Here is a 17,457-nt window from a genome sequence, read left to right on the forward strand (position 1 = left end):
GAGTTGTCCGGAAGATAACGCGATTCCGGGGCTCCTCAGGACCCGAGCGGGTCAAACGTTATGCAACTCAGAACTTTCTCAACAGTCCGGTCTGGGTCGCCACCCGGCGGTAGCCGAGCCAGTTGTTGACGGCAAGCATCGGGCCGTTCTCGTCGTCGTTGGAGGTGAACGCTCCGACGATCCCCGCGTCGGCACAGCGCCGCAGCGCCTCCCACTTGGCCAGCTTGGCCAGCCCACGGCCGCGGTACGCCGGGATCGATCCGGTCATCGCCGACCAGGCCCGGTCGCCGTCGGTCTCGATCGCCGCGAAGGCCGCCACCTCGTCACCGGCCATCGCGGCGACGCTGAGCGCCTTGTCCAGCCCGGGCGCATGCCAGATCTCTTCCAGCCAGTCGTCGTAGTCGACCGCGTCGGTCGGCGAATCACCCGGTTCGTCCAGCGACGCCACCGCGTCCGCGGCGTAGGCCTGGCGCGGATCCAGCTGGTCCATCGTCACCAACTCGATCCCCTCGGCCTGTGCCGGGCGCTCCGGCAGCTCGCGCGGATCGACGCCGGCGTAGTGCATCTGCCGCGTCCCGTCGTACCCGAACTTCTTCGCGAACTCGACACCCTCCGCTGTCGCGAACGTCCGCGCCCGTACCGCACCGATCCCGCCCAGATGCTCGTGCAACCTCTGCGCGAGTGCCCCACCGATCCCCTGCCCTCGGTGCTCGGGATGCACGTAGATCGTGACGCCGGCCTGGCCTGCTTCGCTGGTCCAGGTGTTCAGACCCGCGGACCCCCAGCCGACGATCTCCCCGTCGGCCACCGCGACCAGCGCCAGAACCCGCGCGGCCGGGGGCTGCACGGCGATCATGTACCGCGCGGTCGCGGCCGACATGACCAGGTACGAGAAGGTGGCGCGCCGCAGTGCGGACACCGCCTCGGCGTCCTCCGGTACCGCGGGCCTGATGTCCATTCCCGGACGATAACGAGCCACGATCGCCACCCGCCAGGCATTTACCGGGCGCGGCGGCGCGGCCCGGTACGCAGTACCGGGGTAGTTGGAACGCGATCGCAACAGCTGTGCGGTGGCTGTGATTCTGTCCAGAGCCGACCGGGCATTAGGGTTGGCCGGTGCCCGTGATCGCGACCTCATCGCTGACGAAGCGATACCCGCGTGTGACGGCCCTGGACGAGCTGACTGTCGAGGTGGGGTCCGGCGTGACCGGACTGGTCGGAGCCAACGGTGCCGGCAAGTCGACCCTGCTGAAGATTCTGCTCGGACTGATCGCCCCGACCGCCGGAAGTGCCATCGTGCTGGGACACGACGTGGTCACCGGCGGCGAGGCGGTCCGCGCCCTGGTCGGGTACATGCCCGAGCACGACTGCCTGCCGCCCGACGTGTCCGCGACCGAGTTCGTCGTGCACCTCGCGCAGATGTCGGGCCTGCCCGCCACCGCCGCCCGCGAACGAGCCGCCGACGTACTGCGGCACGTCGGGCTGGACGAGGCTCGCTATCGCCCGATGGGCGGCTACTCCACCGGCATGAAGCAGCGGGTGAAACTCGCGCAGGCGCTGGCCCACGACCCCAAGCTCGTCCTCCTCGACGAGCCCACGAACGGCCTCGACCCGGCCGGTCGCGACGAGATGCTCACGCTGGTCCGCCGGATCGGGACCGAGTTCGGCATCCCGGTGCTGATCACCTCGCACCTGCTCGGCGAGCTCGAGCACGTCTGCGACCACATCGTCGTCCTCGACGGTGGCCGGCTGCTCCGCTCGGAGTCCAAGGCCGCGCTGACCGGCGAGACCGGCGTACTCGCTGTCGAGGTCCGCGACCTCGGCGGGCGTGACCGCCTCGGCGCCGCGCTGGAACGAGCGGGCGCCCGGGCCAGAGCCGACGGGCCGCTGGTGCTGGTCGAGATCAGCGGCGAGGAGACCTACGACCTGGTCCGCGACACGATCGCCGAACTGGAACTGGGACTGGTCCGGGTGGAGCCGCACCGGCACCGGCTGGAAGAGGTCTTCAGTGTCTGACCAGCAGCGGTCGGGGGTCATCCACGACATCGGCTACCGGCACTACGACGGACCGCGGCTCGGCCGGTTCTCGATCTGGCAGGCGCTGGTGGTGTCGAGCCTGCGGCACGCCTACGGTCTCGGCCGGTCCGGCAAGTCGAAGGTGATGCCGATCCTGCTGCTGGCCATCATGGTCGTGCCGGTGGCCATCATCGTCGGCATCGAGACCGCGCTGAAGTTCGACGAACCGCCGCTGACCCAGGTGCAGTACATCTTCTTCCTGCAGGCCGTGATCGCTCTCTACCTGGCCTCGCAGGCGCCGCAACTGTTCTCCCGCGATCTGCGCTACCGCTCGATCGTGCTCTACCTGGCCCGGCCGCCGCGCGGCACCGACTACGCGCTGGCGAAACTGACCGCGCTGGTGCTGGCGCTGATGATCCTGATGTGCCTGCCGATGGTGATCCTGTACGCCGGTGCGCTGCTGGCGAAGTTCGACTTCACCGACATGACGAAGGAGTTCCTCAGCGGCGTGGTCGCGGCGTTCCTGCTGTCGGTGCTGCTGGCCGCGATCGGCGGACTCATCGCGGCGGCCACTCCCCGCCGGGGTTTCGCCGTCGCCGCGATCATCGCCGTCCTGATCGTGTCGTTCACGGCCGTCGTCACCACCGGCGCGATCCTCGACCCGGAGGGCACCACCCGCGACCCCGCCGCCCGGTACAGCAACCTGGGATCGCCGTTCACCCTGGTGGACATCTTGTCGCGGTTCATCCTGCGCGGTGGCGGCGACTGGATGCCGACCACCCAGCAGGGCCTGATCTTCGCCGCCGTCTACGTGCTGCTGGTGGCGGGCTGCGTCTGGGGCGTGCGGGCGCGCTACGCGAAGGTGGCCCGCGGATGAGCGTGATCCAGATCGAGAAGGTCTCCCGCTGGTACGGCAACGTGGTGGCGGTCAACGACGTCACGATGACGATCGCTCCCGGTGTCACCGGACTGCTCGGCCCGAACGGCGCCGGCAAGTCGACGCTGATCACGATGATGGCGGGCTTCCTGCCGCCGTCCACCGGAACCGTCACGCTCGACGGTGTCCCGGTCTGGCGCAACGTCGCCGCGTACCGGCACATCGGCCTGGTGCCCGAGACCGAGGCCGTCTACGACAGCCTGACCGGATCCCAGTTCGTCCGCGCCAATGCCGAACTGCAAGGGCTGGAGAGCCCCGGGACCGCCGCCGAGGCCGCGATCGCGACCGTCGCGATGGAGGATGCCGCCGGGCGCCGCATCGCGACGTACTCCAAGGGCATGAAGCAGCGGATCAAGATGGCGGCCGCGCTCGTGCACGAGCCGTCCGTGTTGCTGCTCGACGAGCCGTTCAACGGGATGGATCCGCGCCAGCGGCTGCACCTGATGGATCTGCTCCGCAAGATGGGCGCCGACGGCCGGACCGTCCTGTTCAGTTCGCACATCCTGGAGGAGGTGCAGCAGGTCGCGACCCATATCGAGGTGGTCGTGTCCGGCCGGCACGCGGCCTCCGGCGACTACCGCGCGATCCGTACCCTGATGACGGATCGGCCGGTGCTGTACCGGCTGCGCTCCTCCGACGACCGCCGGCTCGCCTCCGCACTGATCGGCGACCCCTGTACTTCGGGCGCCGACCTGGACGGATCCGCGCTGCAGGTCCAGGTGGTCGACTTCGAGCGCTTCAGCCGCCTGCTCCCCGGACTGGCCCGCGAACTGGGGATCCGGCTGCTCGAGGTCGCGCCGACGGACGAGTCCCTCGAGAGCGTCTTCTCCTATCTCGTCGGGAGGCGCTGACGATGAACGCGACGGTCGCGCGGCTGACGATGTCCACCTTGTTCGGGCACCGGCGTGGTCTGCTGCTCTTCATCCTTCCCGGGGTGCTGCTCGCGCTGTGCGTGCTGCTGGCCCTGACGCTCGACGACACCGCCGGCTTCAGCGCGGCCTTGTTGCAGATGTTCGGGCTGGCGGTGATCGTGCCGCTGATCTCCCTGCTCGCCGCGACCGGTGCCCTGGCGAGCGAGATCGACGACGGCTCGATCGTCTACCTGCTGAGCAAGCCGATCAAGCGCTCCACCATCGTCTTGACCAAGGCACTGGTCGCGATCGGTGTGATCCTCGTTCTCGGCGCGGTGCCGATGACGCTGGCCGGGTTGATCCTCGACCACTCCGAGCCCCGAACGGCGATTGCCTTCGGCCTCGGTTCGCTGGTGGCCGGGATCGCGTACACCGGCATTTTCACCGCCCTGTCGGTGATGTCCGGCAACGCGGTCACGATCGGTCTGATCTACGCCCTGCTCTGGGAAGGCGTGATGGGCCAGTACGTCGACGGCGCGAAGGCGTTGAGCGTCCAGCAGTGGTCGCTCGCGGTGATCCGGAAGCTCAGCGCAGCCACGGAGGTCGAGTCCGCGGTGAGACTGCCGATCGCGACCATCCTGCTCATCGCCGTCACCGCCATCGGCCTCACCCTGGCCATCGCGCGACTCCGCTCGCTCATCCTGTCCACCGCGGAGTGATCTTGGTCCGGTTCTCTCCGGCATCTCGCTTCGGATATTTAGACAGTATGCTGTCATGACGGGTGTAGGCTGTCATTTATGAACAGCTCACCCGCAGGCATCCTCGCCGGCCTGATGGTCTCCGACGCGCCACGACCCGAGTTCGCCGACGCCCTAGCTCCGTTCGCCCCGTTGATCGGCAGCTGGGACCTCGACGTCAAGTACTACGACGACTCCGGCGAGGTGATCCGCGAGACCAAGGGCGAGTGGCACTTCGGCTACGCGCTCGACGGCCGGGCTGTCGCGGACATCTGGATCACCCCAAGCCGGACTCAACGCGCCCTCGACGGCGATGGCGAGTGGGGCCTGACCGTCCGCCTCCACGACCCCGACCTGGGTGCCTTCCGCTCCACCTGGCTAGGCCCCAAGCATGGCGTCGTGATGACGTTCATCGGCCACCCGGGCGCCAACTCCATCACCTTGGAGGCGCGCGAACCCAAGTCCGCCAAGACCCGCTGGATCTTCACAGACATCTCCGAAACCGGCTTCCACTGGCGCAACGAAGACGAGGACGAAGCCGGCAAGATCACCGTCCGCCAACGCTTCTTCGCCAGCCGCCCTCAGCTGTAAGCCGCCGGCCTGCGGGCGGTGCAGGAGTCGGCGAGAGGTTAGCTGTAGACCTCGACGGCTGCTGAAGCCAAGCGCAGGAGGTCTTCTCGAAGGTCCACCGGCTCCAGCACCTCCACGTCGGCACCGAATGCCAGTAGTACGCCGCAAGCCGCCTCCCGCACACGGAAGCGCATCGCCACATGCGGCCAGGGGTCCTCCGGAGCTGGCACATCGCGGGCCTGCTCGCCCTTCGCCAGCATCGGCGTCGCGACCCGCCTGACCAACTCCGCTCGTCCCGGCCGCACCCGGACCACCACATCAACCCCAGCCGGCAGAGTGCGCTCCAACCCCTCACGGAGCCGCTGCCACTCCCCCTGCAGATCAAGGTCCTCCGGCCGAACGGCAACCTCGTCGAGTACGTCGACCTGCTCGACCCGCGACACCCGGTACATCCGCGAGACCCCGCGATGAGCCGCCACGAGATACCACCGCCCGGCCTGCTCCACGAGCCCCCAGGGATCGACAGTACGGCGTACTGGCCGTCCCGCGCTCGCCGACGCATACCTCAAGCTCACCCGCCGACGGGTCACCACAGCCTGCCGGAGCGCGGGCAGTGCGCCAGTGTCCTCAGCCTCCGCGAACCACCGACGCCGATCGACCACGATCGCGTCCGACAACACCGCAGCATCGTCCTGCAACTGCATCGGCAAGGTAGCTGACAGCTTCCCCATCGCCGACTGCAACGCATCCCGCATGCCGAGCTCCTCCGACAGCGAAGCCCTGCCGGACCAGGCGAACAGCGCCTGCGCCTCCCGCGGAGTCAGACCACTCACGTCAGCCCGATAGCCCGGCAGCAGCACGCACCCACCGTTGCGCCCGCGCTCGGTATAGACGGGCACTCCCGCGGCCGACAGTGCTTCCATGTCCCGCATCACCGTGCGCGTTGACACCTCCAGCCGCTCGGCCAGCTCCCGCGCACTCAGCCGAGGATGCCGCTGCAGCAAGAGGATGATCTGCAGCAATCGATCGGCTCTCATACAGCGAAAGATATATGACAGAAGATGTCCGATATAGAGGACGAGAGTGGTTCCGACACCAACTACTGGAGGAATCGTGACGGACCCACGCCCGATGCTCATGCTCGCCCTGGACCAGACCCAGGCGATGATCGACACCATCGGCGCTGACGAACTGCACCTGCCGACCCCGTGCTCGGAGTACGACGTCCGCACGCTGCTCGGCCACCTGATCACGGTGGTCAGCCGGATCGACCTCGCCCTGACCGGCAACGACCCGCTGTCGATCCCGACAGTCACCACCGGCGTGACGGATTTCGTCACCACCTGGAAGGAGCGGCGGGCCGCTGTCGACGAGACGCTGTCGGATGCCGCTGTGCTCACCCGCATCTGCAAACTGCCCTGGGCAACTCTCCCGGGCGCGGGTGCCATCGCCGCCTACACAGGTGAGCTCACCACGCACTCGTGGGACCTCGCGAAAGCGACCGGCCGTACTGATCTGCTGGACGACGCGCTGGCCGAGTACTGCCTGCCGCTGGTCCAGCAGTTCATCCCCGCCGAACCCCGTGGCGGCCAGGTGCCGTTCGGACCCGTAGTACCGGTGGGTGCCGGCGAGTCGCCATACAACCGGTTGGTTGCCTGGGAGGGACGCCGGCACTAGCGACTAGCCGACGATGCCGCCGTTGAGGGTCAGGCCACCATCGATGGTGATGGTCTGGCCCGTGATCCAGGAGGCCTCGTCGGAGAGCAGGAACCACACGAGCGACGCGACGTCCTCGGGCCGGCCGAGCCGCTTCAGCGGGTAGGTCGCCGCCACCTTGTCCTCGCGTCCTTCGTACAGAGCGCCGGCGAATTTCGTCTTCACCACCGCGGGCGCCACCGCGTTGATCCGGATCTCCGGCGCCAGTTCGACCGCCAGTTCGCTCGTCACCCGGGACAGCATCGCCTTGGTCGCGCCGTACCAGCCGATGCCGGGTGACGGCGCCAGGCCGGCCACGGACGACAGGTTGACCACAGCACCGCCATGCCTGCGCATCCATGCGTCGCTGCAGGCCTTCACCCAGGCAATGGTCGCCAGCACGTTCGTGTCGACCATCTTGGCCGCCACGGCACTGTCGACATCCAGCAGCGAGCCATAGATCGGGTTGATGCCGGTGTTGTTCACCAGCAGATCCACAGACCCGTACGTCGCTACGGCCGCGGCTACCACGCTTGCGCGGTGCTCTGGGTCCGCCGCCTTCCCCTGGACGGCCAGGGCGTGCTCCCGGCCGCCGAGGGACTCCACTGCCTCATCCAGCGTCTCCTGCGTGCGCCCGGTGATCACCACCCGGGCACCGTCGGCCACGAGGCGCTTGGCGATCGCCAGCCCGATCCCCCGGGAGGCGCCGGTGACGATCGCCGTACGGTCCTTCATCCCCGTCGTGGAGGGCAGGCTCATCAGCTGAGGCGCTCGAGGATGACGGCCATGCCCTGGCCACCACCGACGCACATCGTCTCGAGCCCGAACTGCTTGTCCTCGAACTGCAGCCCGTTCACCAGCGTGGTCATGATCCGCGCACCGGTGGAACCGAACGGGTGGCCGAGCGCGATCGCGCCGCCGTGCACGTTCAGCCGGTCCTCCTCGATGCCGAGTTCGCGGGCCGAGCCGATCACCTGGACCGCGAACGCCTCGTTGATCTCGACCAGGTCGATGTCACCGATGCTCATCCCGGCGCGGGCGAGGGCCTGCTTGCTGGCCTCGACCGGACCGAGGCCCATGATCTCGGGCGACAGGCCGCTCACGCCGGTGGAGACGATCCGGGCCAGCGGGGTCAGGCCGAGCTCGCGCGCCTTGGTGTCGCTCATGATCACCACGGCCGCGGCACCGTCGTTCAGCGGGCAGCAGTTGCCGGCGGTGACGGTGCCGTCGGGCCGGAACACCGGCTGCAACTGGCTGACCTTCTCCAGCGTGGTGCCGGCCCGCGGGCCGTCGTCCTTGCTGACGACCGTGCCGTCCGGCAGCGTCACCGGAGTGATCTCGCGCTCGAAGAAGCCGTTGCCGATCGCCTGCTCGGCGAGGTTCTGCGAGCGGACCCCGAACGCGTCCTGGTCGGCCCGGCTGATCCCCTTGAGCGTCGCCACGTTCTCCGCGGTCTGGCCCATCGAGATGTAGATGTCCGGCATCAGCCCGTCCTCGCGCGGGTCGTGCCAGGTGTCGTTGGTCTCGGCGTACTTCTCGGTCCGCTGGACCGCGTCGGCGAAGGCCTGGTTGAACGAACTCGGGTCACCGACACCGGCCGACCCGAAGTTCTTGTACCGCGAGACGCACTCGACGCCGGCGCTGACGAAAACGTCGCCCTCACCGGACTTGATCGCGTGGAAGGCCATCCGCGCGGTCTGGGTGGACGACGCGCAGAACCGGTTGACCGTGGTCGCGGGCGTGTTGTCCCAGCCCAGCTGTACCGCGACCCGACGGGCCATGTTGCCGCCGTGCTCGTCGTGCGGCTCGGCGCAACCCAGCATCAGGTCCTCGATCTGGTCGCCGGTCAGCCCTGCCTTGGCGACCGCCGCCTGGATCATCTGGACGGCCAGGTCGTCCGGCCGGATCTCCTTGAGCGACCCCTTGCCGGCCCGGCCGATCGGCGAGCGCGCGGTGGAGACGATGACTGCTTCAGGCATTTCGCTGTCCCTTCAGAGGCCCTGCGGCCTTCACAGGCCGAGGTCGCGGCCGATCAGTTCCTTCATGATTTCGTTGCTTCCGGCCCAGATCTTGGTCACCCGGGCATCCCGCCAGGCCCGCGCCACGCGGTACTCGTTCATGTAGCCGTAGCCGCCGTGCAGCTGGACGCACGCGTCCAGGATCTCGTTCTGCACGTGCGCGCTCCACCACTTGGCCTTCGCCGCGTCGACCGCGGACAGCCGGTCCTCGTCGTGCGCGACCACCGCGTTGTCCACGTAGGCCTGGGTCACCTCGGCCTTGGTGACCAACTCGGCGATCAGGAACTTGTTGTACTGGAACGAGCCGACCGGCCGGCCGAACGCCTTGCGGCCCTTCACGTACTCGATCGTCTCGTCCAGGATCTGGGTCGCGTGCGCGATGTTCGACACCGCGGCGCCGATCCGCTCCTGGGCCAGCCGCTCCATCATGTGGATGAAGCCGCGGTCCACCTCGCCGAGCACGTTCTCGTCGGGGACGAACACGTCGGTGAAGAACAGTTCCGACGTACCGGACTCGGTCTGGCCGACCTTGTCCAGCTTACGGCCGCGGGTGAAGCCGTCCATCCCCTCCTCGATCGCGAACAGGGTGATGCCCTTGGCGCCCTTGCTCGGATCGGTCCGGGCCGCGGTGATGACCAGGTCGGCCATGTCGCCGTTGGTGATGAAGGTCTTCGACCCGTTCACCACCCAGCCGCCGTCGGCCTTCTTCGCGGTCGTCTTCAGCGCGGCCAGGTCGGAGCCCCCGGACGGCTCGGTCATCCCGATCGCGGTGATCAGTTCGCCGGAGCAGAACTTCGGCAGCCAGCGCTGCTTCTGCTCCTCGGTGCCCAGATCCACCAGGTACGGCGCGGAGCAGTCGTAGTGGATGCCGAAGCAACTCGACAGCGAGGCGGAGACCTTGGAGACCTCTTCGGCGAACACCGCGTTGAACCGGTAGTCCCCGACGCTCGACCCGCCGTACTCCTCGGGCACGTCCAGGCCGAGGAAGCCCTGCTTGCCGGCTTCGAGCCAGGCGGCCCGGGCGATCGTCTTCTCCTCGAGGAACTGCTCCATCCGCGGCACCAGCGAGCGGTCGCAGTACTCCTTGGCGCTGGCCCGGAACGCGTGGTGGTCCTCGTTGAAGATGATGCGCTGCATCGGTGGGCCTCCCGAGTTTGAGACGGATCACGCCGCGTCGTCGATCTCATGCATTGCTAAGCGCTTGCTTAGCTTCGCGAATCTAGGGCAAGGTGTCAACGTGTCCGCAGTCACCAGTCCCCTCGTCTGGGAGCACGTCCAGCCCGCCGCGGCCCGGCGGCTGCTCACCGGCGCCATCGACGCGTTCGCCGAGCGCGGCTTCCAGGCCACCACCACCCGCGACATCGCCTCCCGCGCGGGGATGAGCCCGGCCGCCCTGTACGTGCACTACCCGTCGAAGGAACGCCTTCTTTTCGAGATCAGCCTGTACGGCCACCGCGCCGCGCTCGAAGTACTGCGGGACGCCGACAAGGGCGACGGCCCTCGCGACCGGCTGAGCGGGATGGTCTCGGCGTTCACCACCTGGCACGCCGAGCACCACACGATCGCGCGGGTGGTCCAGTACGAGTTGGCCGCACTGACTCCGGAGCACCTGGCCGAGGTGGCGGCGATCCGGCGAGCGATCTCAGCTCAGCTCGAGCAGGCGATCACCGACGGCATCGCGGACGGCTCTTTCACCGTCGACGATCTCCCCGGCACCACCCTCGCGATCCTGTCCCTGTCGATCGACGTGGCCCGCTGGTACTCCCCCACCCGCCGCACGCCGTCCGACCTGGGCACCCTCTACGCCGACCTGGCTCTCCGGATGCTCCAGGCCTGACCCCCTTCCGCACGTGCGAAGGCCCGGCTCCCTTTCGGGGCCGGGCCTTCGAGTGGAAACGTCGTACCGGACTCAGCCGGCGACGGGTCAGACCTGCAGCGCGGCCTGGACGTCCAGGTGGATGTCCACCTTGTCACCGATCAGCAGCTTGCCACCCTCGAGCGGCACGTTGAAGTCGATGCCCCAGTCCTTGCGGCTGATCGAGGCGGAGGCCTCGAAGCCGATGATCGTCTGGCCGTACGCGTTCTGGTCCACGCCGAGGAACTCGACGGCGAACTCGATCGGCAAGGTGGCGTCCTTGATGGTCAGCTCGCCGGCCAGGATGTAGTCGTCGCCCTCGGGCTTGAAGGCGGTGCTGGCGAAGGTCATCTTCGGGCTGTTCTCGGCGTCGAAGAAGTCACCGGACTTCAGGTGTCCGTCGCGCTGCGCGTTCCGGGTGTGCACGGAGCCCAGCTCGACGGTGACGTTGGCGGTCGACTCCTCGAGCGAGTCCTTGACGACGATCTCGCCGCCGAACTCCTCGAAGGTGCCGCGGACCTTGGTCATCAGGTGACGGACAGTGAAGCCGATCTCGCTGTGCGCGGTGTCCAGCGCGTAGGTGCCGGCGACCAGGCCGGGGATCGCGGTGGTGGCGGTGATGGTCTCGCTCATGGAGGGTTCCTCTCGAGGGGGTCTGTCTAGGTGGGGCGACGCGGTCGCGAGGTGAAGTTCAAATTTCAACCTTCGACCCGACAGTAGTAAGGAACTGTTTAAAAGTCAATTACATTCCCGGTACACTGTGTGCGTGACGATGACGACTGGGACCCGGTGGCTCGACTCCGAACAGCAGGTGGCGTGGCGCGCGTACCTGCTGGGTACTGCGCGCCTGATGGCGAAGCTCGACGACGACCTTCGCCAGTTCGGCCTGGGCATCAACGACTACGAGATCCTCGTCCGGTTGTCGGAGGCTCCTGACCGCCGGCTCCGGATGGCGGAACTGGCCGACCGGCTGCACCAGAGCCGCTCGCGCCTGACCCACACCGTCGGACGCCTCGAGGCCGCGGAACTGGTCCGGCGTACCTCGTGTAAGAGCGACAAGCGCGGGGTCTGGGCCGAACTGACCGACGCCGGCTTCTCGCTGCTCGAGCAGGCCGCGCCGTACCACGTGGACGGCGTCCGGGAGAACCTGGTCGACCTGGCCTCACCCGAGGACTTCGCCGCCGTCGGGCGGGTCTTCGACGCCGTCTCCGAGCACATCGGCCAGCGCTGAGCCCCGCAGTACCGGCAGAGCTGTCCGCGCGGGTGAGCTGGTCGTCGTCCCGTACCAGCAAGCCTTCGACGCCGTCGGCCTGCGCGCACCCGCGGAACACTGGATCTGGGACGGCATCCACCCCCACGTACGCCGGCCAGCGAATCCTCGCCGACACCTGGCTCGAAGCCGTCGCCGCCAACCGTTGTCTCTTCACCTAGCACCCATTGCCTCACCTTGCTGCGAGCGCATCATGGACAGGTGGGTTCGGATCTGGTCGGCCGCGAGGACGAGCTGGCGCTGCTCGGCGGCCTGATCGCCAGACTGCCGACGACGTCGTCGGTGGTGATCGTCACGGGTGAGGCGGGCATCGGCAAAACCGCGTTGCTTCGCAGCGCCTTGGACGATGCCACCGCCGCGGGCCTGCGGGTACTGCGCGGAGCGTGTGCGCCGATGTCGGGCGCGGTGGCGTACGGGGGTCTCGACCCGGCGTTGTCGTCGGTACGGATTGCCGCCCGCGAGGCGTACGCGTCAGCCTCCGAGGGGCGGGCTCGAGCCGTCGAGTCGATGCTGACCAAGCTCGGCGAGCTCGCCGACGACGGTGTCGTGCTGGTCGTCGAGGATGTTCAGTGGGCGGATACCTCGACCCTGGACTTCTTGGCGCACCTCAGCCGCAACCTGCCCGAGTCGGGGTTGCTGGTCCTGCTCAGCTGGCGGGATGAAGACACAGATGCCGAGCACTCGCGATGGCTGGGTGAGCAGCTGCGCAATCCCATGATCATCGATCTGCCCCTTCGGCGGCTGACGCTCGAGGAGACCCTGCGGCAGCTGTCCGGCCATCCCGCGGAGATCGGCGCGGCTGTGTACGGCCGCAGTGCGGGGAACCCCTATCTCAGCGCCGAACTGGCCCGCGGTGGTGCGCGGCTGCCTGCGTCGTTGCGGCAGGTTCTGGGAGCGAGGCTCGACGCGGTTCGCCCGCCGGCTCGCACGGTCGTCGGTGTTGCCGCGACGTTTGGCCGGACCCTGACCGACGACGAACTGCTGGTCGCCGCCGCAGGCGACGAGGATGCCGTCACCCAGGCGTATGAGGCGGGCCTGATGGTGCGTGACCCTGAGCATGGATCGACCGCTCGTCACCCGGTGCTCGCCGAGATCGCCTACGAGCGGCTGCTGGCAGCCGATCGCCGGTTGCTGCACACGCGAATGGCGGAGCACCTGGCGGCGTCCCTTTCCGGGCATCCGAGTGCGGGCGCCGTCGCCGAGGTGGCCGCGCAGTACGGGGGCTCGGGAAACGCGGATCAGGCACTCGGCTGGGCGGTCCGAGCCGCGAAGGCAGCCGAGCAGGGTTACTCGATCGCGGAGGCCGGTCACTGGTACGCCGTCGCGGCGTCGCTGGGGGATCCCGGCCTCGACGCCCGCCCTCAGGTACCAGCCAAGTTGGAGTTGCTCGATGCGGCGGCCTCCCATCTCGGCGCGGTCGGCCAAGTGGACAGGGCCATCGCGCTGCTGGACTTCGACCTCTCCGCAAGTCCGGATGCCGCCGAACCGGGAGCCGCCGACCTGGTCGCGCGCGCGGCACTGACGCGGAGCTGGTTGGGAACGGTGCTGGGAGACACCCAGCGCGCGTTGCGCGATGTCGAACTGGCCGAGCGACTGACGTCGTCAGCGGACCAGGTCACCTGGGCACGGATCCATGCGCGTCGCGCGATGGCGCTGGGAACGTGTTCTCGGTGGGAGGAGGCGGTGGTCTCAGCGACGACGGCGCTCGACCTCGGAACCAGCTGCGCCGACCTCCGAACGGTGAGCACCGCTCATTTCCTGCTGGGGGTCGCGGCGGCCCTGGCCGGCCATACCCCTGAAGCCTTCGAGCACCACGAGGTGGCGCTCGCGACCGCCCGGCAGGCCGCTGAACCTGAGCACCTCGCGATGGCGGGCATCGGCCTGACCGATCTTCACTGGCGGCTCGGTGAGGCGGATCAAGCGGCCCGGGTCGCGCGCGTGATCCGGGCCGAGGTGCGTCGACTCATGCTGGGTCGGCACTGGCTCGAGGACATCATCGACACCAATGTCGTCCTGGCGCTCTACGAGTCGGGTCGGTGGGACGAGGCGCTGACGTGGCTTGCCGATCCGTCGGTGTCGTCGAAACTGGGTCTGCTGCAGGCAGCCCTGGCCCAGGTTCACCTGGCGCGCGGTGAGATCGCGGCCGCCGAGGCGATGCAGGCTCAGGCAGCGTCCCTGGCCGAGCGGGACCAGCCATTGTTCTTGGGGATGTACGGCCAGGTCCAAGCGAGCCTTCTGCTCCAGACCGGTCATGCTGACGAGGCGCTCGAGTTGGTGTTGTCGATCGCCGAGACGGTGTCCGGGACCCCTGACGAGGTCGACGAGGCGGACCTGTTGCTGGTCGGGCTCGCTGCCGCGGGCGCGGTCGCCGCGCCCGCAGCTGTGGAGCGGCTGGTCTCGCTTCTCGGCGACGCGACCGGGGGCAGAATCGCGGCCGCAATGACGTCGGTGGTCGATGGCGAGCGGTCGCGCGCCAGGGGCCTGCCACGGGCCGAGCCGTGGCTGATCGCAGCGGCCGAGTGGGCCACACTCGGCCGGCCGTACGACGAGGCGCGGGCAAGGCTCCGCGCCGCCGAGGCACTACTCGAGCAGCGGACCGGCTCCGACGCTCGACGCATGGCTGCGGAGGAACTCGGTGCCGCGCGTCAGTTGGCGAAGAACCTCGGCGCGGCGCCTCTCCTCGAGGACATTGACCACCTCGCACGACTGGCGCGGGTCGATCTCGGGCCACGCCCGGACCGCCGCCGGGCCGGCCGCCCGGCCCACCGCCCCGGCGACCCGGCCTCGGACACCACCGCGTGGCCGCCGCCGCTGACAGAACGCGAACAGCAGGTACTCGGCCTGCTTGCCGACGGTCTGACCAACCGTGAGATCGGCAACGCGCTCTTCATGAGCCCCAAGACGGCCAGTGTGCACGTCACCCATCTGATGGAGAAGTTCGGCGTCCACAGTCGAGTCCAGGTCGCCGCCATGGCCGCCCGCCTCGGCCTCGACAGGCAGCCCCCGCCGTCCTGACCCTGCCCGACCCATCAATCGGCGGCGACCACGGGACTCAGGCGACGTGTGCGCGGCGACGTCGATACAGCCACAGTCCGGCGACGGCGACACCGGCGCCCCCGAGCGCCGATGCGCCGGCCTGGATGACCTCGACGCCAGTGTCATCAGAGGACGTGCCGACCGCCGCTCCCTCCAAGGCGGCGACCTCGTCCTGCGAATCGGCGTACACCGAGACCGGCGGATCGTGCGGCACCAGCCCGCACCCGTAACGCTCTTCCGGAACCCTCGCAGAGGCATCGACCGCCCCGAGCATCGTGACACCAACTGCGAGGGCGACGGCGGCGACGACGGAACTTCGGCGCTTCATGGCTACTCCTTGGCGAGCTTTCCTTCGGCGAGCTTTCCTTGTCCTCACCACACTCATCGTCCGCCCACCCCCGCCACATCGTCCGCCCACCCAACCCTCGTCCCCCCAAGTCCTTAGCCACCACCCCCGGCCTCCTTAGCCACTGCCCCAGCCACTCCTCAGCCACTCCTCAGCCACTGCCCCAGCCACTCCTTAGCCACTGCCCCAGCCACCTGCGCCAGCCACTTCTTAGCCACCTGCGCCAGCCAGTTGCAGCGACCTTTATTCCGCTCTCCGCTCCCGTCCACATCGAAGGCGTAAGCGCTTGGCGTCCGGCGGCGCGCCATCCTCGGCCAGGTTCCAGTCCGTTCTGCTCTGGAAACGCGAAGGGCTCACAACCTGGGTGGTTGTGAGCCCTTCGCGTTGGTGCAGGTCAGTCGCGGGTGAGCTTGCGGTAGGTGACGCGGTGCGGGCGAGCCGCCTCGGCGCCGAGGCGCTCGATCTTGTTCGCCTCGTAGGCGGCGAAGTTGCCCTCGAACCAGAACCACTTCGACGGGTCCTCGTCGGTGCCTTCCCAGGCGAGGATGTGGGTCGCGACGCGGTCCAGGAACCACCGGTCGTGGGAGATCACCACGGCACAGCCCGGGAACTCCAGCAGCGCGTCCTCGAGCGACTGCAGGGTCTCGACGTCCAGGTCGTTGGTCGGCTCGTCGAGCAGCAGCAGGTTGCCGCCCATCTTCAGCGTCAGGGCCAGGTTCAGCCGGTTCCGCTCACCACCCGACAGCACGCCGGTCGGCTTCTGCTGGTCCGGGCCCTTGAACCCGAACGACGCGACGTACGCGCGGCTCGGCATCTCGAAGTTCGCGACCTTGATGTAGTCGAGCTCGTCGGACACCTGCTGCCAGACCGTCTTCTTGGGGTCCAGACCGCCGCGGGACTGGTCGACGTACGAGATCCGGACCGTATCGCCGAGCCGCAGGCTGCCCTTGTCCGGCGTCTCCTCGCCGACGATCATCCGGAACAGCGTCGACTTGCCAACGCCGTTCGGACCGACGATGCCGACGATGCCGGCGCGCGGCAGCGAGAAGCTGAGGCCGTCGATCAGCTTGCGATCGCCGAACCCCTTCTCCAGCTTGGAGACCTCCAGCACCGTGCTGCCCAGCCGCGGGCCGGCCGGGATGTTGATCTCGTCGATGTCGAGCTTCTTGGAGCGCTCGGCCTCCGCGGCGAGCTCCTCGTACCGGGCCAGCCGGGACTTGCTCTTGGTCTGCCGGGCCTTCGCGTTCGACCGGACCCACTCGAGCTCGCGCTCCAGGATCTTCTGCCGCTTCGCGTCCTTGCGGCCCTCGACGACGAGCCGCTCCTGCTTGGTCTCCAGGTACTTCGAGTAGTTGCCCTCGTACCCGTAGGTCTTGCCGCGGTCCATTTCCAGGATCCACTCGGCCACGTTGTCCAGGAAGTACCGGTCGTGGGTGATCGCCAGTACGGCGCCCGGGTACTTCTGCAGGTGCTGCTCGAGCCAGAGCACGGACTCCGCGTCGAGGTGGTTGGTGGGCTCGTCCAGCAGCAGCAGGTCAGGCTGCTGCAGCAGGAGCTTGCACAGCGCGACCCGGCGGCGCTCACCACCGGAGAGGTTGTCCACCAGCGCCTCGGCCGGCGGGCACCGCAGCGCGTCCATCGCTTGCTCGAGCTGCGCGTCCACGTCCCATGCGTTGCGGTGGTCCAGCTCGGTCTGCAGATCACCCATCTCGGCGAGCAACGTGTCGTAGTCCGCGTCGGGATCGGCCAGCTCGGCGGAGATCTCGTTGAAGCGGTCGAGCTTCTTCTTGGTGTCGCCGACCCCTTCCTCGACGTTCTCCAGCACGGTCTTGCCCTCGGTCAGTGGCGGTTCCTGCAGCAGGATCCCCACCGTCGCGTCCTCGGCCAGCCGCGCCTCACCGTTCGAGGCATGGTCCAGGCCCGCCATGATCTTGAACAGGGAGGACTTGCCGGTGCCGTTCGGCCCGACAACGCCGATCTTCGCTCCGGTCAGAAAGTTCAGCGTGACGTTGTCGAGAACGACCTTGTCGCCGTGTGCTTTCCGGACGTTGCGAAGCGTGTAGATGAATTCCGCCATACCCCAGAGCCTATGCGCTAGCCCCTCCCCGCTCCCAACCGGCGCCAAT

General features: G+C 68.4%; 17 protein-coding genes. 9 read left to right on the forward strand and 8 right to left on the reverse strand.

Going from position 1 to position 17,457, the window contains the following annotated elements; all coding sequences use genetic code 11:
* Nucleotides 1–67 precede the first annotated feature (67 nt).
* The gene (locus tag ABD255_RS30820) at nucleotides 68–958 is read right to left on the reverse strand and encodes a GNAT family N-acetyltransferase (RefSeq protein ID WP_344220228.1); all 891 of its coding nucleotides are present in this window, start codon (nucleotides 956–958) and stop codon (nucleotides 68–70) included.
* A 158-nt stretch (nucleotides 959–1,116) separates the two neighbouring features.
* Here ABD255_RS30820 and ABD255_RS30825 point away from each other — a divergent pair, with 158 nt between their 5' ends.
* The 5 genes from ABD255_RS30825 to ABD255_RS30845 all read left to right on the forward strand — a co-directional run bounded on the left by ABD255_RS30825 (nucleotide 1,117) and on the right by ABD255_RS30845 (nucleotide 5,132).
* A complete protein-coding gene (locus tag ABD255_RS30825; RefSeq protein WP_344220230.1) occupies nucleotides 1,117–2,016 on the forward strand; it encodes an ABC transporter ATP-binding protein in 900 nt (299 codons plus the stop codon).
* Nucleotides 2,009–2,893: an ABC transporter permease gene (locus tag ABD255_RS30830; protein WP_344220232.1), complete on the forward strand. Its 885-nt coding sequence runs from the start codon at nucleotides 2,009–2,011 to the stop codon at nucleotides 2,891–2,893. Before ABD255_RS30825 ends, ABD255_RS30830 begins: the two co-directional genes overlap by 8 nt.
* Entirely contained in the window at nucleotides 2,890–3,804 is a 915-nt protein-coding gene (locus tag ABD255_RS30835; RefSeq protein ID WP_344220234.1) for an ABC transporter ATP-binding protein, read from the forward strand. Before ABD255_RS30830 ends, ABD255_RS30835 begins: the two co-directional genes overlap by 4 nt.
* 2 nt (nucleotides 3,805–3,806) lie before the next feature.
* Nucleotides 3,807–4,523 (forward strand): ABC transporter permease, encoded by a 717-nt coding sequence (locus ABD255_RS30840; protein WP_344220236.1) that lies wholly within the window; start codon nucleotides 3,807–3,809, stop codon nucleotides 4,521–4,523.
* 78 nt (nucleotides 4,524–4,601) lie between these two features.
* A complete protein-coding gene (locus ABD255_RS30845; protein WP_344220238.1) occupies nucleotides 4,602–5,132 on the forward strand; it encodes a hypothetical protein in 531 nt (176 codons plus the stop codon).
* 38 nt (nucleotides 5,133–5,170) lie between these two features.
* Here the strand turns inward: ABD255_RS30845 and ABD255_RS30850 are convergent, their stop codons facing one another.
* Complete coding sequence (locus ABD255_RS30850; protein ID WP_344220240.1) at nucleotides 5,171–6,148, reverse strand: helix-turn-helix transcriptional regulator; 978 nt, start codon at nucleotides 6,146–6,148, stop codon at nucleotides 5,171–5,173.
* A gap of 76 nt (nucleotides 6,149–6,224) precedes the next feature.
* On the opposite strand from ABD255_RS30850, the gene ABD255_RS30855 reads away from it, so the two are divergent.
* Complete coding sequence (locus ABD255_RS30855) at nucleotides 6,225–6,788, forward strand: TIGR03086 family metal-binding protein (protein ID WP_344220242.1); 564 nt, start codon at nucleotides 6,225–6,227, stop codon at nucleotides 6,786–6,788.
* Between the two features lie 3 nt (nucleotides 6,789–6,791).
* Here the strand turns inward: ABD255_RS30855 and ABD255_RS30860 are convergent, their stop codons facing one another.
* Genes ABD255_RS30860 through ABD255_RS30870 form a run of 3 tightly spaced genes read right to left on the reverse strand, consistent with a single transcriptional unit; the run spans nucleotide 6,792 to nucleotide 9,961 of the window.
* Nucleotides 6,792–7,565, reverse strand: a complete 774-nt coding sequence (locus ABD255_RS30860; protein ID WP_344220244.1) for an SDR family oxidoreductase — start codon at nucleotides 7,563–7,565, stop codon at nucleotides 6,792–6,794.
* Nucleotides 7,565–8,785, reverse strand: a complete 1,221-nt coding sequence (locus ABD255_RS30865) for an acetyl-CoA C-acetyltransferase (protein ID WP_344220246.1) — start codon at nucleotides 8,783–8,785, stop codon at nucleotides 7,565–7,567. Before ABD255_RS30865 ends, ABD255_RS30860 begins: the two co-directional genes overlap by 1 nt.
* 30 nt (nucleotides 8,786–8,815) lie before the next feature.
* Nucleotides 8,816–9,961: an acyl-CoA dehydrogenase family protein gene (locus tag ABD255_RS30870; protein ID WP_344220248.1), complete on the reverse strand. Its 1,146-nt coding sequence runs from the start codon at nucleotides 9,959–9,961 to the stop codon at nucleotides 8,816–8,818.
* Between the two features lie 100 nt (nucleotides 9,962–10,061).
* Between ABD255_RS30870 and ABD255_RS30875 the strand changes: the two genes are divergently transcribed.
* Nucleotides 10,062–10,661, forward strand: coding sequence for a TetR/AcrR family transcriptional regulator (locus ABD255_RS30875; RefSeq protein ID WP_344220250.1), 600 nt, complete (start codon nucleotides 10,062–10,064; stop codon nucleotides 10,659–10,661).
* Between the two features lie 87 nt (nucleotides 10,662–10,748).
* On the opposite strand, the gene ABD255_RS30880 is transcribed toward ABD255_RS30875, so the two are convergent.
* Nucleotides 10,749–11,312 (reverse strand): YceI family protein, encoded by a 564-nt coding sequence (locus ABD255_RS30880; RefSeq protein ID WP_344220252.1) that lies wholly within the window; start codon nucleotides 11,310–11,312, stop codon nucleotides 10,749–10,751.
* 139 nt (nucleotides 11,313–11,451) lie between these two features.
* Here ABD255_RS30880 and ABD255_RS30885 point away from each other — a divergent pair, with 139 nt between their 5' ends.
* Both ABD255_RS30885 and ABD255_RS30890 read left to right on the forward strand, forming a co-directional pair.
* Nucleotides 11,452–11,910, forward strand: coding sequence for a MarR family winged helix-turn-helix transcriptional regulator (locus ABD255_RS30885; protein ID WP_344220402.1), 459 nt, complete (start codon nucleotides 11,452–11,454; stop codon nucleotides 11,908–11,910).
* Nucleotides 11,911–12,150: 240 nt separating this feature from the next.
* Complete coding sequence (locus ABD255_RS30890) at nucleotides 12,151–14,964, forward strand: helix-turn-helix transcriptional regulator (protein WP_344220254.1); 2,814 nt, start codon at nucleotides 12,151–12,153, stop codon at nucleotides 14,962–14,964.
* 37 nt (nucleotides 14,965–15,001) lie between these two features.
* Here the strand turns inward: ABD255_RS30890 and ABD255_RS30895 are convergent, their stop codons facing one another.
* Nucleotides 15,002–15,313, reverse strand: a complete 312-nt coding sequence (locus ABD255_RS30895) for a hypothetical protein (protein ID WP_344220256.1) — start codon at nucleotides 15,311–15,313, stop codon at nucleotides 15,002–15,004.
* 412 nt (nucleotides 15,314–15,725) lie between these two features.
* Nucleotides 15,726–17,408: an energy-dependent translational throttle protein EttA gene (gene ettA, locus ABD255_RS30900; RefSeq protein ID WP_344220258.1), complete on the reverse strand. Its 1,683-nt coding sequence runs from the start codon at nucleotides 17,406–17,408 to the stop codon at nucleotides 15,726–15,728.
* Nucleotides 17,409–17,457 lie beyond the last annotated feature (49 nt).

The sequence above is a fragment of the Kribbella sancticallisti genome (assembly GCF_039530625.1).
Classification (GTDB): Bacteria; Actinomycetota; Actinomycetes; order Propionibacteriales; family Kribbellaceae; genus Kribbella; species Kribbella sancticallisti.

Bases quoted from the DNA above. Each gene is read 5' to 3' on its own strand.
- ABD255_RS30820 (WP_344220228.1), bottom strand. From the start codon at position 958: ATGGACATCAGGCCCGCGGTACCGGAGGACGCCGAGGCGGTGTCCGCA.
- ABD255_RS30835 (WP_344220234.1), top strand. From the start codon at position 2,890: ATGAGCGTGATCCAGATCGAGAAGGTCTCCCGCTGGTACGGCAACGTG.
- ABD255_RS30840 (WP_344220236.1), top strand. From the start codon at position 3,807: ATGAACGCGACGGTCGCGCGGCTGACGATGTCCACCTTGTTCGGGCAC.
- ABD255_RS30845 (WP_344220238.1), top strand. From the start codon at position 4,602: ATGAACAGCTCACCCGCAGGCATCCTCGCCGGCCTGATGGTCTCCGAC.
- ABD255_RS30850 (WP_344220240.1), bottom strand. From the start codon at position 6,148: ATGAGAGCCGATCGATTGCTGCAGATCATCCTCTTGCTGCAGCGGCAT.
- ABD255_RS30860 (WP_344220244.1), bottom strand. From the start codon at position 7,565: ATGAGCCTGCCCTCCACGACGGGGATGAAGGACCGTACGGCGATCGTC.
- ABD255_RS30865 (WP_344220246.1), bottom strand. From the start codon at position 8,785: ATGCCTGAAGCAGTCATCGTCTCCACCGCGCGCTCGCCGATCGGCCGG.
- ABD255_RS30870 (WP_344220248.1), bottom strand. From the start codon at position 9,961: ATGCAGCGCATCATCTTCAACGAGGACCACCACGCGTTCCGGGCCAGC.
- ABD255_RS30880 (WP_344220252.1), bottom strand. From the start codon at position 11,312: ATGAGCGAGACCATCACCGCCACCACCGCGATCCCCGGCCTGGTCGCC.
- ABD255_RS30885 (WP_344220402.1), top strand. From the start codon at position 11,452: ATGACGACTGGGACCCGGTGGCTCGACTCCGAACAGCAGGTGGCGTGG.
- ABD255_RS30895 (WP_344220256.1), bottom strand. From the start codon at position 15,313: ATGAAGCGCCGAAGTTCCGTCGTCGCCGCCGTCGCCCTCGCAGTTGGT.
- ettA (WP_344220258.1), bottom strand. From the start codon at position 17,408: ATGGCGGAATTCATCTACACGCTTCGCAACGTCCGGAAAGCACACGGC.